This is a genomic window from Mesorhizobium sp. GW821-FHT07A06, assembly GCF_059419085.1.
The window spans coordinates 178,597-192,070 of sequence record NZ_JBWKRC010000007.1 but is presented as its reverse complement, the minus strand read 5'-3'; the positions used below and the strand labels follow the sequence as shown (position 1 = coordinate 192,070).

The window sequence follows — 13,474 nt, the reverse complement described above, 5'->3', positions numbered from 1 at the left end:
CCATCAGCCGCGACGATCGGAGTACCTCATGCGCGCAACGCGCCTTGCATTCCACGCCGCCCTGTTGTCGGCGGTCTTCTCGGTAGGCCCCGCTTTCGCCGTCCCGGCGCTGCAGGCGCACCGCGCCGTGTATGACCTCACTCTCAACAAGGCCTCCGACCGGTCCGGCATAACAGGCATATCAGGGCGCATGGTCTATGAATTCAACGGTTCGGCATGCGAAGGCTATACGGTGAAATTCCGTTTCGTGACCCAGATCGTCACCAACGACAACACGAGACTCACCGACCAGCAGACAACGACTTTCGAGGATGCCGAAGGCAAGACCTTTTCGTTCGTGACCAAATCCTTCGTCGACCAGAACCTCGACAAGGAGGTCAAGGGTATCGCCACGAAAGATGCGAAGGGGCTGAAGGTCGATATCGACAAGCCCGAGAAGAACAGCCTGGAACTCGCCGCCACCCAGTTTCCGACCCAGCATCTGGTCGAACTGATCGGCAAGGCCGAGAAAGGCGAGAACTTCTACCAGACAAACCTGTTCGACGGCTCCGAGGACGCCAACAAGGTGATGACGACCACCGTCGTCGTCGGCAAGAAGACCGAGGCTGACAAGGCCGATCCGGAAGCTCCGGCGCTGGCGAAGCTCGCCACCGACAAATACTGGCCGGTCGACATCGCCTATTTCGATGACAGCGCCCAGAACGGTGAAGAGGTGCCGGAATACCGGATCAGCTTCAAGCTGCATGAGAACGGCATCACCCGCGATCTCACCATGGACTATGGCGACTTCTCGATGACGGGCAAACTGGTCAATCTTTCGCTGTTCGACCAGACAAAGCCTTGCCCGATATCGAAATAGCCGGGGTGCGCAATTGAGCTGGTCGCGGCGGGCTTGATGGCGGTCTACGTCGATGCGGCGATCTGGAAGTGGGCCGGCCATCGCTGGTGCCACCTGATGGCCGACGATACCCACGAGTTGCATCGATTCGCCGCCGAACTGGGCGTCAAGCGCTCGTCCTACCAGGGCCCGCCCAAGACGTCGGCTCCGCACTATGACATAACCGGCCTGGAGCGCGACCGCGCGGTGCGGCTCGGCGCCATCGAATGCAGCCGCGAGGAGATCGTCGCGATCTTCCGGCGCGTGCGGGTGCCCAATGGAAAGGCAAGGCCATGACACCAACGGCATTTCTTGCCTATTGCGCCGCCGTCACGCTCGCCGCCGCCACACCGGGACCCGCGATGTTCGCGGTCATCACCAATGGCGTGTCGCGGGGTTTCCTTCGTGCCTTCATGGCCGGCATTGGGGTCGCCGCCGGCGACGCCGTGCTGGTCACCCTGGCGCTGCTCGGTCTGGTGGCGCTGGCCCAGACCTTCGAATGGATCTTTCTCCTGCTGAAATATGCCGGCGCTGCCTATCTGATCTTTCTCGGGATCAGGATGTGGCGCGCCTCGGCCGCGCAATCGGATGAATCACGGACGGCCGAGGCGAGATTGTCCCGATCCTTCCTCCTTGGCGCATCCATCGCGCTGGGAAACCCGAAGGCAATCCTGTTCCATGCCTCGATCATGCCGCTGATCCTCAACCTCGACACGCTCACCTTTGTCGATGGCCTGCTGGTCGTGGCCGTCGTGATCAGCGTCAATATCCTCACAATGGGTGCCTATGCAGCACTTGCGGGCCGGGCTTCGGGCTGGTTCAGGACACCCAGGCGCATGCGGCTGATGAACCGGTTTGCCGGCAGCGCCATGATCGGCACCGGAGCGCTGATTGCCGCACGCTGAGCGGTAAAGCGCCGCCCCGCTTGCGTTTGTCGCACTTCCCCTCTATATGCGCGCTCATTCCACACACGGACTTTGGTGTCTGCCCGGGAGAAATCCGGCTGAAACCTCCGGTGGCGTTCAAGGACCTCGTCCGAAAATGCCTGTGTCCGTGGAGGCTAACCGGAAAGGAAAATAAGAATGGCTCTGCCTGATTTCAGCATGCGCCAGCTTTTGGAAGCTGGCATTCACTTCGGCCACCAGACCCACCGCTGGAATCCGAAGATGGCGCCCTACATCTATGGCGCCCGCAACAACATCCACATCATCGACCTCTCGCAGACGGTGCCCTTGCTGCACCAGGCGCTGAAGCAGGTCTCCGACACCGTAGCCAAGGGCGGCCGCGTGCTGTTCGTCGGCACCAAGCGCCAGGCGTCCGACATCGTTGCCGATGCGGCTCAGCGTTCGGCCCAGTACTATGTCAACTCGCGTTGGCTCGGCGGCATGCTGACCAACTGGAAGACGATCTCGAATTCGATCCAGCGCCTGCGCAAGCTCGACGAGATGCTGGCCGGCGAGGCCCAGGGCCTTACCAAGAAGGAGCGCCTGAACCTCGATCGCGAGCGCGAGAAGCTGGACAAGGCACTGGGCGGCATCAAGGACATGGGCTCGACGCCCGACCTGATGTTCGTGATCGACACCAACAAGGAAGCGATCGCCATCCTTGAGGCCAAGCGCCTTGGCATCCCGGTCGTCGCCATCATCGATTCGAACTGCGATCCGGACAAGATCGATTTCCCGATCCCCGGCAATGACGATGCGGCCCGCGCCATCCAGCTCTATTGCGACCTGATCGCCAAGGCTGCGATCGACGGCATCGCCCGTCAGCAGGGCGCGCTCGGCGTCGACATCGGCGCTTCGGTTGAAGCTCCGGTAGAGCCGGCGCTCGATCCGGCTCCGGCGTCGGAAGCCCCCGAGGCTTGATAATCGAAGGCCGGCAACGGCCTTCATCTTTCTCATATTCTGGCACGCTAAACAGACGCACCATCGAGTACCGATGGTGCGTCGGTGCATTTAAAACAAAGAGGCGACAATGAGCATTTCGGCTGCACAGGTCAAAGAACTCCGCGACTTGACCGGCGCGGGCATGATGGACTGCAAGGCGGCGTTGAACGAGACCAACGGCAATATGGAAGAGGCCGTCGACTGGCTGCGCAAGAAGGGCATTTCCAAGGCCGACAAGAAGGCCGGCCGCACCGCCGCCGAAGGCCTGATCGGCGTCGACAATGGCGTGCGCGAGGCCGCGGTCGTCGAGGTCAATTCCGAGACCGACTTCGTTGCCCGCAATGCCGCGTTCCAGGAAATCGTCGCCAACGTTGCCAAGGTCGCTCTCGCCTATGGCACGACCGAGGCGGTTGCCGCCGCCAAATATCCGGGTTCGGACAAGTCGGTCACCGACACCATCAAGGATGCTGTCGGCACCATCGGCGAGAACCTGGGCTTCCGCCGCTCGGCCAAGCTGACCGTTCCGCATGGCGCTGTGGCGACCTATGTCCACAACGCGGTTGCCGACGGCCTCGGCAAGCTCGGCGTGCTGGTCGCGATCGAAACCACGGGCAATGAGCATGCGGCCAACGCCTTTGGCCGCCAGGTCGCCATGCACGTCGCCGCCACCAACCCGATGGCGCTGACGGCGGAGCAGATCGACCCGGCCGCGGTCGAGCGCGAGAAGGCGATCTTCTCCGACCAGGCACGTCAGTCCGGCAAGCCGGAAGCGATCATCGAGAAGATGGTAGAAGGCCGCATGCGCAAGTTCTACGAGGAAGTCGTGCTCTTGAAGCAGGCCTTCGTGCTCAATCCCGACATCACCGTCGAGAAGGCCCTGAAGGATGCCGAGAAGGAAATCGGCGCGCCGGCCAAGATCACCGCCTATCTGCGCTTCGCGCTTGGCGAGGGTATTGAGAAGGAAGAGACCGATTTCGCGGCGGAAGTCGCGGCCGCGGTCAAGAAGTAAGCTTCCTACCGCTTTATTCCGACAGTGTTTTTCGGCCTGATGTCCGCATGGATGTCAGGCCGATTTCTTGTGCGGTGTCGATAAACGCCCTCAGCTTCGGCGCCATCGCCGCCCGGCGCGGGAAATAGAGGAACAGGCCAGGCTCCTCGATCGCTGATTGCGGCAGCACCTGCACCAGGCGGCCGGCCGCAAGATCCGCGCGCGCCAGCGGTTCGAACATGTAGGCAAGGCCTACTCCGGCAAGCGCCAGGTCAATCGCGGCGAGCGAATCCGTGACGATGGCCGTTCCGCCGGTCTCCATGACGACATCCTTGCCGTCCTCGGCCAAATCCCAGCGATAGAGCGCGCCGGAGCGAACCAGCCGGTAACCGATGCAATTGTGGTTGGCGAGATCGGCTACGCTGCGCGGGCGGCCACGGCGCCCGATATAGGCGGGAGAGGCGACGATGACGGCCTTGAACGGAGGCGTGAGCCGCACGGCGACCATATCCTGAGCGATCATCTCGCCCAGCCGGATCCCGGCGTCAAAACCTTCGCCGACGATGTCGACCAGCCCCTGATCGGCGAAGACCTCCACCGTGATGTCCGGATAGCGCTCGGCCATGGCGGCGACGACCGGCGTCACCGCCAACGGGATCGCGATGTTGGAGGCATTGATCCTGAGCAGGCCGGACGGCTTGCCCTTGACGCTGCGGATACGATCCATCCGCTCGGCGATATCCTGAAGGGCGGGAGCGGCCGTTTCCACCAATGCCTTGCCGGCCTCGGTGAGCGAAACGCTGCGTGTCGTGCGTGCGAACAGGGGCTGACCGACCCGCTCCTCGACAAGGCGCACCGCATGGCTGACAGCCGACGGACTCATGCCGAGTTCGGCGGCCGCAAGCGCGAAACCTCCGCGCCGGGCAACGGCAACGATGACCGGCAGATGGCTGAGCAGATCCCGATCCATTCATGAATGATATCGCATGGTCCTTGCGAACAATGCAATCTTATCGATGCCAAGGCACCGATCCACATTGTCGCCGAAACATCCGCGATTGGCTGATGGCATTGAGGAGAAGAGACATGAATGCGTTGAAGCACTTAACCTTCGCGGCCGGCATGGCGCTGTCACCGGTCGATGCCGGCGGGGCGGAACCATCCGGCTGGCAAGCGCTCGCGGACGAGCGCGCGGTCATCCGCATCGCCGATGCCATCGACCGCGCCGTCGACGCACAGGACTGGAAACTCGCGCGCAGCTATTTCGCTGATCGGGTTGCCGCCGACTTCAGCAGCCTGTCGGGACAGCCCGCGGCCGTCATCGCGTCCGACGACCTGATCGGCGCCTGGGCCGGCAACCTCAAGGGTTCGAAGACAAGCCTGCACCTGCGCACCAATCACCAGGTCGAACTCGAGGCGGACACGGCGACCGTCCTGTCGAACGGCTATGCCTGGAACCGGATGGAAGGCAATGGCGACCCGCTTTGGGAGGTCTGGGGCACGTATGAGCACAAGCTGACGCGCTCCGCCTCCGGCTGGAAGGTCAACGGCTTCGCCTTCCGCATGACGCATGAGCGCGGCAACCCCTGGGTCAAGGCGACGCCGGGCCAGTGATACCACGGCACTCACCATCAAGCATTGGAAGACGATCATGACCATGACCTATTACACGCTCGGCAGCAGCGGACTCAGGGTCAGCCGGCTGGCGCTGGGCACCATGACGTTCGGCAAGGAATGGGGCTGGGGAGCCGACAGGGACACGGCCCGCGCGATGTTCAACGCCTATGTCGAGGCAGGCGGCAATTTCTTCGACACGGCGGACCTCTACACCGGTGGCACCGCCGAAGCCTGGCTTGGCGAATTCATCGCCGAGCGGGGCTTGCGCGATACCGCGGTGATCGCCAGCAAGTTCACCATGAACATGCAGCCCGGCAATCCCAATGCCGGCGGCAACGGCCGCAAGAACATCATGCGCGCGATAGACGCTTCACTGAAGCGGTTGGGCACCGATTATATAGATCTCTATCTCATGCATGTGTGGGACAGGCTGACGCCGGCCGAAGAAGTCATGCGCACCCTGGATGACTTGGTGCGGGTGGGCAAGGTGCGCCATATCGGCCTGTCCGACGTGCCGGCCTGGTATGCGGGGCGGGCACAGGTGATCGCCGAGTTGCGCGGATATGAACCGGTTTCGGCCCTGCAGCTCGAATACTCCCTCGCCGAACGCTCGATCGAGAATGAGTTCGTGCCATTCGGCATGCGGCATGGCGCCGGCATCATGGTCTGGAGCCCGCTGGCCAGCGGGCTGCTCAGCGGTAAATACCGGCCGGTCCAGGCCGGAAATGCCGGTCGGCTCGACGGGTTTCGCAATTCGACGCATCCGGGCTTCCAGAAATTCACGGAGCACAACTGGGCCATCGTGGCCGAGCTCGAGAAGGTTGCGTCCGAGCTTGGCCGCGGCATGCCGCAGGTCGCGCTCAACTGGGTGGCGACGCAGCCGGGGATCGCCGCCGTCATCCTCGGTGCGACGACGCCCAGCCAGATCAAGGACAATCTTGGCGCGCTGGATTTCGAGATACCGGCAGGGCTTCGCAACCGGCTGGATTCGGTCAGCGCAACGCCGGCGCCGTTTCCCTATTCCTATTTCGGGCCGCAGATACAGGCGCGCGTCACCGGCGGCGCTGCAACGGGAGACAAGCCCCCCGGCTACGCCTCGCCGGTGCTTGTCGAAGGCGAGCCGGCCAGCGTATCCACCGATTGATCGATCGGGCAGGGGTTGCCGTCAATTTGCCGATTGGGCGCCGCGTGACATCGCGGCGCCCTTCGTGTATCGGAACTCGGCATCGCGCCAATGTTCGGGGCGCGGCGCCTGCGCGAGGGCGGCCAGCCCAGGCGCGCCACATGCAAAATGACGAGGACCAGATGACGGTGAAGCCCCTCTACCGACGTGTCTTGTTGAAAGCGTCGGGCGAAGCGTTGATGGGCGAGCAGCATTTCGGCATCGACGTCTCGGTCGTGGATCGCATCGCAGCCGACATCGCCGAGGCCCGCGCGCTGGGCATTGAGGTCGGCGTCGTCATCGGCGGCGGCAATATCTTCCGCGGCGTGGCCGTCGCCTCCAAGGGTGGAGACCGCGTCACCGGCGACCACATGGGCATGCTTGCCACGGTCATCAACTCGCTGGCATTGCGCACCTCGCTGCACAAGATCGGCGTCGATGCCGTGGTGCTGTCGGCGATCGCCATGCCCGAACTTTGCGAGAGTTTTTCGCAACGCCAGGCAGACGCTTACATGAACCAGGGCAGGGTGGTGATCTTTGCCGGCGGCACCGGCAATCCGTTCTTCACCACTGATTCGGCCGCAGCGCTTCGCGCGGCCGAAATTGGCGCCGACGCGCTGTTCAAGGGCACGCAGGTCGACGGTGTCTATTCGGCCGACCCGAAAAAGGACCCGCGTGCGACGCGTTTCGAGCGCATCAGCCATGCCGAAGTCATAAATCGCGGCCTTTCCATCATGGATACTGCTGCGATTGCACTTGCGCGCGAAAACAACATTCCGATAATCGTCTATTCGATCCACGAAAAAGGTGGTTTCGGCGATATTCTGAGGGGCGGCGGCCGCTGCACGGTCGTCGCGGACGATTGATCCGGGGCCTGATCCCTAGAAAAGGGAAACCGGCTTTTCGAAAATCAGGCTCGAACGGGGCCTTGCCCCGAAGCAGTGAACCCGCGGCAGACGGGTCGAGGAGACTAAGATGAGTGGTGAGTACGACGATCTCAAGCGGCGCATGGATGGGGCAATCGCCGCGTTCAAGCATGACCTGGCTTCGCTGCGGACCGGTCGCGCCTCCAGCAATCTGCTCGATGCCATCCAGGTGCAGGCCTACGGCACCACCATGCCGATCAACCAGGTCGCCAACGTTACCGTTCCGGAGCCGCGCATGATCTCGGTGTCGATCTGGGACAAGTCGATGGTTGGAGCCGTCGACCGCGCCATCCGGGAATCCAATCTGGGCTTCAACCCGATCGTCGACGGCACCAATCTCAGGATTCCGCTGCCGGAGCTCAACGAGCAGCGCCGCAAGGAACTGGTCAAGATCTCGCATGGCTACGCCGAGAACGCCCGCGTCGCCGCGCGCCATGTGCGCCGCGACGGCATGGACTTCCTGAAGAAGGCGGAGAAGGACGGCACCATCAGCGAGGACGATCAGCGCAAGCGTTCGGACCAGGTCCAGAAGCTCACAGACGAAACGATCAGCACCATCGATCATCTGCTTTCCGACAAGGAAGCTGAAATCATGCAGGTTTAGGGTTGGCCGCAGGCCGACCCGAGAGCGAGATCATGACAACGCCCGCGCATGTCGCGATCATCATGGATGGAAATGGACGCTGGGCCAAGTCGCGCGGCATGCCGAGGCTCGCTGGTCATCGCGCCGGCGTCGAGGCACTGCGCAAGACGGTGCGCGCGGCACCGGATCTCGGTATCTCCTTCCTGACCGTCTATGCTTTCTCTTCGGAGAACTGGTCGCGGCCGAAGTCCGAAGTCAGCGACCTGATGGGACTGTTGAAGCTTTTCATCCGCCGCGATCTCGCCGAACTCCATCAGAGCGGCGTGCGGGTCAGGATCATCGGCGACAGGGCAGGGCTGCAGGCCGACATCAGAGGGCTGCTTGACGAGGCCGAATCGCTCACCGCCGGCAACGAAGCGCTGACGCTGGTCATCGCCTTCAACTATGGCGGACGCGACGAGATCGTTCGCACGGCGCGCAAGCTTGCTTCGGCCGCGGCGCGCGGCGAGATCGACAGCGAAGCAATTACCGCCGAAAGCTTTGCCGGCTGTCTCGACACGCAAGGCATTCCCGATCCGGAACTGGTCATACGCACCAGCGGCGAGCTTCGCCTGTCCAACTTCCTCTTGTGGCAGGCTGCCTATAGCGAACTCGTGTTCCTGCCTTGCTATTGGCCTGATTTCAGCCGCGAGCACCTCGCCGAGGCCTTGCGCGAATTTGCCGGCCGCGAGCGCCGTTTCGGCGGATTGGGCCAGCAAGACGTCGCGTCGCGACCGGCCGCGGGATGAGCAACCTTCAGCTCCGCGTCATTTCAGCGGTCGTGCTTGCCGTCATCGCCCTTGGCCTGACATGGCTTGGCGGCCTGGCGTTCCGACTGCTGTGCGCAGCCATGGTGGCGATGATCTTTTACGAGTGGACACGCATGTCGCGGCCTGTCACGACCCATGGGCTGGGCTTCCTGCCCGAGGCGCTGGCGGTCGTTTTCATCGGCGCCCTGATTGCCGGGCTTGCCGCGTTCTGGCTGCTGCTGCTAGCCGTGATTCTGATTGCCGTAACGGCGATTGCCGCCCTGGTTCGTCAGACCGGGCAATGGGAGGCAAGCGGCCTTGCCTATGCCAGCGTGTCCGGCCTGTCGCTCGCCCTGCTGCGCGATGGCGACCATGCGGGCCTCGTCGCCATCCTGTTTTTGTTCGCGGTTGTCTGGGCGACCGACATTTTTGCCTATTTCGTCGGGCGCGCCGTCGGCGGTCCCAAACTTGCGCCGTCGATTTCGCCCGGAAAGACCCGCAGCGGTGCGCTTGGCGGTGCTGTGGGTGGTGTCGTTGCCGGGGTTGTGCTGGCCGCCGCCGCTGGTGCCGGGAACCTGGCGCTGCTCGGCCTTGTGGCGCTCGTGCTTTCAATCGTAGCCCAGGCCGGTGACCTGTTCGAATCCTGGGTCAAGCGGCGGCATGGCCGCAAGGATTCGGGTGTGCTCATTCCCGGGCATGGCGGCGTGATGGACCGTGTCGACGGGCTTGTCGCGGCCGCTCTCGCCCTGTACGTCATTGGCTGGATTTCGGCGGGCGCCGATCATCCGGCACAGGGGCTGTTTCCGATTTGAATGATGCCGTTCCACGATCTGGTGCGGGCGCGCCTTGGATTCGCCTGGATTGATGTCACAGTCACGGCGCAACTGCGGAAGAATTTGAGGACCTGAATTGAACGAGATTCTTCACGCGATTTTCAGCACGGAAGGCTTCTTTCTCGGCACGCTCGTGCCGTTTCTCTTCGTTCTGACCGTGGTGGTGTTCGTCCACGAAATGGGCCACTACCTCGTCGGCCGCTGGTGCGGCATCGGGGTCAAGGCCTTTTCGATCGGCTTCGGTCCCGAAATCATCGGCTTCAACGATGGGCATGGCACGCGCTGGAAGCTTTGCGCCATACCGCTTGGCGGCTATGTCAAATTTGTCGGCGACATGAACGCCACCTCCAGCCAACCCACCTCGGATGAGCTCGAGACGCTGACCGACGAGGAGCGCAAGGTCGCCTTCCACACCCAGGCGATCTGGAAGCGCGCGGCGACCGTGGCGGCCGGGCCTCTGTTCAATTTCCTGCTGACGATCGTCGTCTTTGCCGTCCTTTTCGCGGCCTATGGGCGTTATGTCGCGGAGCCCATGGTGGCGGAGGTTACGACGGACAGCCCCGCGGCGAAGGCCGGCATCCTGCCCGGGGACCGATTCGTCAGCGTTGACGGCAGCAAGGTCGAAACCTTCGGCGATGTGCAGCGGCTGGTCTCGGGCCGGGCTGGCGACACCATCACCTTCGTCATGCTGCGCGATGGCAAGGAAGTCACGGTCACCGCGACCCCGCAGTTGATGGAGCAGGAAGACGCGCTTGGCAACAAGGTCAAGGTCGCCGTGATCGGCGTCGTCAACAACAAGGAACTCGGCCAGCCCCGTCTCATCACCTACACACCGGTCGGTGCCGTTGCGGCGGCCGTCGAGGAAACTGGCCACGTCATCGAGCGCACCGGCCAGTTCCTGCAGCGTTTCGTCGCCGGGCGCGAGGACAAGTGCCAGTTGGGTGGTCCGGTCAAGATCGCCGACATGGCGGGCAAGGCCGCGAAACTGGGTTTCGAGTGGCTGGTTCAGCTCGTCGCGCTGCTGTCTGTCGGGATAGGTATTCTCAATCTTTTGCCGATTCCCCCCCTCGACGGCGGCCATCTCTTGTTCTACGGGGTGGAGGCTGTCATTCGCCGGCCGGTGTCGGAACGGATGATGGAAATGGCCTATCGGGCCGGTCTGCTCCTTGTCCTGTGCTTCATGGGTTTCGTGTTCTGGAATGATCTCTTTGGATGCTGAAATCATGAAGAAATTCGGCCTCGGCATGGCCGATGTTGAGACGCCGTTTACCATGCACGGGGATATGAGTGACGCGAAAGCCACGCACCAGGGTTAAGTAAATACAAATTAACCAGAAGCCTTGCGTGTAGGGAAAATCCGGTTAATACGGTAGGGGAAATTACCGCACGTCCGGTTTTCTCGCCGTGGGGACTACGAGAAAAGGTTATTAAGCCCGATGAAGGCAGCATCCAAGTTTCTGAACGCCGCGTCAGCGGCGGCACTGTCCGCCGCTCTGGTCGTACCAGGTGCGCTCGCGGTGCAATTCGTTGCCACATCGGCGGCTGAAGCCGCTGTCGTAAGCAGGGTGGAGGTGACCGGCAACCAGCGTGTCGACGCCGAGACCATCCGCAATTACATCACCATCAAGCCGGGCAAGGCCTTCTCCAGTTCCGACATCGACAGCGCGGTCAAGGCGCTGTTCGGCACCGGCCTGTTCTCGGATGTCCAGATCAACCAGGTCGGTTCGACGCTGGTGGTCAAGGTTGCCGAGTACAAGGTCGTCAACCAGGTGCTGTTCCAGGGCAACAAGAAGCTCAAGGACAATGCGCTTCAGGCCGCGGTTCAGCTGAAGCCGCGCGGGACGTTCTCGCAGGCGACGCTTGATTCCGATGTCGAGGCGGTCAAGGCCGCTTACCGGCGCATCGGTCGCGACGATGCCGGCGTGACCACGCAGATCATGGAACTCGGCGACAACCGCGTGAACGTGGTCTTCCATATCACGGAAGGCGACCGCACGCAGATCGCGGCGATCAACTTCGTCGGCAACAGCGCCTATTCGAGCCGCCGCCTGTCGGACGTGATCAACACCAAGCGTTCGTCCTGGGTTTCGTTCATCCTGCGGGATGACGTCTATGACGAGGACAAGCTGCGCGCTGACCAGGAGCTGCTGCGCCGCTTTTACTACAATCACGGCTATGCCGATTTCCAGGTCGTGTCGGCTGTCGGCGAACTCGACAGCGCAACGAACAAATACACGGTCACCATCACCGTCCAGGAAGGCGAGCGCTACACCTTCGGTGACGTCAGCGTCGAAAGCACGATCCCCGAAGTCGACTCCAAGTCGCTGGAATCAGTAGTCGAGACCAGCAAGGGCGACGTCTACAATGCCAAGAAGGTTGAGGATTCCATCATCGCGCTGACCGAGAAGGTGGCCGGCTCCGGCTATGCCTTCGCACAGGTGACGCCGCGCGGCGACCGCAACTTCGAGAACCATACTATTTCGGTGGTCTATACGGTCGACCAGGGCACCAAAGCCTATATCGAGCGCATCGAGATCCGCGGCAACGATCGCACGCGCGACTATGTCATTCGCCGCGAATTCGACGTCAGCGAAGGCGATGCGTTCAACCAGGTGCTCATCCAGCGCGCGAAGAAGCGCTTGGAAGCTCTGAACTACTTTGAGAAAGTCGACATCTCGACCGTGCCCGGCTCCCAGCCAGACCAGGTCGTGCTGGTGGTCGATGTGGTCGAGAAGTCGACAGGTGAATTCTCCATTGGCGCCGGCTATTCGACCGGTGGCGACACGGCGGGCCCGTCCGTCGAAGGATCGATCACCGAGCGCAACTTCCTCGGTCGTGGCCAGTTCATCAAGCTGTCGGCGGGTGGCGGCAAGAATTCGCGCGACTACAGCATTTCGTTCACCGAGCCGTATTTCCTCGGGCGGCGCATCGCCGCCGGCTTCGACATCTACAAGTCGACGAGGCAGTACAATAACAATTATGACAGCGACACCACCGGTGCGACGATCCGCTTCGGGCTGCCGATTACCAACAACATAACCACCCAGCTGGCGTACAATATCTCTCAGGAGAAGTATAAGGTCGACGACAATTGCGGCCCTACCGATCCTCCCAATCCTCCAGATGGCACCTGCCATATTTCACCCGCCATCCTGGACGGCATCGCTCAAAGCCCTTGGATCAAGTCGTCGATCAGCCTGGGGCTGGTCTACAACACGATCGACGACATGAAGAACCCGCATGAAGGCATCTATGCCAATACGACTGTGGAAGTGGCCGGACTTGGTGGTGATGCCAAGTTCGTGAAGCTTACCGGGCGCGGCAGCATCTACCAGACGCTTTCCGAACAGCTTGATCTGGTCGGGCTGATTTCAGGCGGCGCCGGTCATGTCGAGAGTTATGGCAATAATGGTACTCTGCGCATCTTCGATCAGTTCCAGAGCACCGACCGCATGATCCGTGGCTTTGCGTATAATGGCATCGGTCCGGTGGATCCGAATACCGGTGACCATCTAGGCGGGGTGACCTATTTCAATGCCTCGGCCGAAGCTCAGTTCCCATTGCCGGTCGTTCCCGAGAGCTTCGGTCTCCGCGGTGCCGTATTTGCTGACGCTGCGACGCTCTACGGCAGCAAGATCAACACGACGGTCGACCAGGGTTCTCTCGATATGAAGCTGCGTGCCTCGGTGGGCGTCGGCCTGATGTGGGCCTCGCCGTTCGGTCCGATCCGTATCGACTACGCGATCCCGGTCAAGAAGGAAGCGACAGACGACGTGCAGGAATTCAACTTCGGCATATCGACCCGCTTCTGATC

At 62.1% G+C, this 13,474-nt stretch carries 14 protein-coding genes; 13 read left to right on the top strand and 1 reads right to left on the bottom strand.

The genetic code is table 11. From position 1 onward, the window contains the following. The first annotated feature begins 28 nt into the window (after positions 1–28). From AC07SZ_RS22805 to tsf, 5 genes are all read left to right on the top strand, one after another. A complete protein-coding gene (locus AC07SZ_RS22805; protein ID WP_494915972.1) occupies positions 29–859 on the top strand; it encodes a cell envelope integrity EipB family protein in 831 nt (276 codons plus the stop codon). 36 nt (positions 860–895) lie between these two features. Further along, positions 896–1,174: a DUF4031 domain-containing protein gene (locus tag AC07SZ_RS22800; RefSeq protein ID WP_056576980.1), complete on the top strand. Its 279-nt coding sequence runs from the start codon at positions 896–898 to the stop codon at positions 1,172–1,174. After that, positions 1,171–1,782 (top strand): LysE family translocator, encoded by a 612-nt coding sequence (locus AC07SZ_RS22795; protein ID WP_056576985.1) that lies wholly within the window; start codon positions 1,171–1,173, stop codon positions 1,780–1,782. Before AC07SZ_RS22800 ends, AC07SZ_RS22795 begins: the two co-directional genes overlap by 4 nt. 177 nt (positions 1,783–1,959) lie before the next feature. Continuing rightward, positions 1,960–2,742, top strand: coding sequence for a 30S ribosomal protein S2 (gene rpsB / locus AC07SZ_RS22790; RefSeq protein WP_023777441.1), 783 nt, complete (start codon positions 1,960–1,962; stop codon positions 2,740–2,742). A 109-nt stretch (positions 2,743–2,851) separates the two neighbouring features. Further along, a complete protein-coding gene (tsf, locus tag AC07SZ_RS22785; protein ID WP_056576988.1) occupies positions 2,852–3,772 on the top strand; it encodes a translation elongation factor Ts in 921 nt (306 codons plus the stop codon). A 13-nt stretch (positions 3,773–3,785) separates the two neighbouring features. Here the strand turns inward: tsf and AC07SZ_RS22780 are convergent, their stop codons facing one another. Beyond that, positions 3,786–4,721, bottom strand: coding sequence for a LysR family transcriptional regulator (locus AC07SZ_RS22780; RefSeq protein WP_494915971.1), 936 nt, complete (start codon positions 4,719–4,721; stop codon positions 3,786–3,788). Positions 4,722–4,837: 116 nt separating this feature from the next. Between AC07SZ_RS22780 and AC07SZ_RS22775 the strand changes: the two genes are divergently transcribed. The 8 genes from AC07SZ_RS22775 (at position 4,838) to bamA (ending at position 13,472) form a co-directional block, all read left to right on the top strand. Continuing rightward, complete coding sequence (locus tag AC07SZ_RS22775; protein WP_056576994.1) at positions 4,838–5,365, top strand: nuclear transport factor 2 family protein; 528 nt, start codon at positions 4,838–4,840, stop codon at positions 5,363–5,365. A 37-nt stretch (positions 5,366–5,402) separates the two neighbouring features. Further along, entirely contained in the window at positions 5,403–6,512 is a 1,110-nt protein-coding gene (locus AC07SZ_RS22770; RefSeq protein WP_494915969.1) for an aldo/keto reductase, read from the top strand. A 161-nt stretch (positions 6,513–6,673) separates the two neighbouring features. Beyond that, the gene (pyrH, locus tag AC07SZ_RS22765; protein WP_081294803.1) at positions 6,674–7,396 is read left to right on the top strand and encodes a UMP kinase; all 723 of its coding nucleotides are present in this window, start codon (positions 6,674–6,676) and stop codon (positions 7,394–7,396) included. Positions 7,397–7,505: 109 nt separating this feature from the next. Beyond that, entirely contained in the window at positions 7,506–8,060 is a 555-nt protein-coding gene (gene frr / locus AC07SZ_RS22760) for a ribosome recycling factor (protein WP_027051885.1), read from the top strand. A gap of 2 nt (positions 8,061–8,062) precedes the next feature. Next, positions 8,063–8,827, top strand: coding sequence for an isoprenyl transferase (locus AC07SZ_RS22755; RefSeq protein ID WP_494915967.1), 765 nt, complete (start codon positions 8,063–8,065; stop codon positions 8,825–8,827). After that, positions 8,824–9,639: a phosphatidate cytidylyltransferase gene (locus AC07SZ_RS22750; RefSeq protein WP_056577003.1), complete on the top strand. Its 816-nt coding sequence runs from the start codon at positions 8,824–8,826 to the stop codon at positions 9,637–9,639. The genes AC07SZ_RS22755 and AC07SZ_RS22750 overlap by 4 nt, the downstream gene beginning before the upstream one ends. Before the next feature lie 97 nt (positions 9,640–9,736). Beyond that, entirely contained in the window at positions 9,737–10,879 is a 1,143-nt protein-coding gene (gene rseP, locus AC07SZ_RS22745) for an RIP metalloprotease RseP (protein WP_494915965.1), read from the top strand. 217 nt (positions 10,880–11,096) lie between these two features. Continuing rightward, on the top strand, positions 11,097–13,472 hold the full coding sequence (gene bamA, locus AC07SZ_RS22740) for an outer membrane protein assembly factor BamA (RefSeq protein ID WP_494915963.1): 2,376 nt from the start codon (positions 11,097–11,099) through the stop codon (positions 13,470–13,472). Positions 13,473–13,474: the final 2 nt, after the last annotated feature.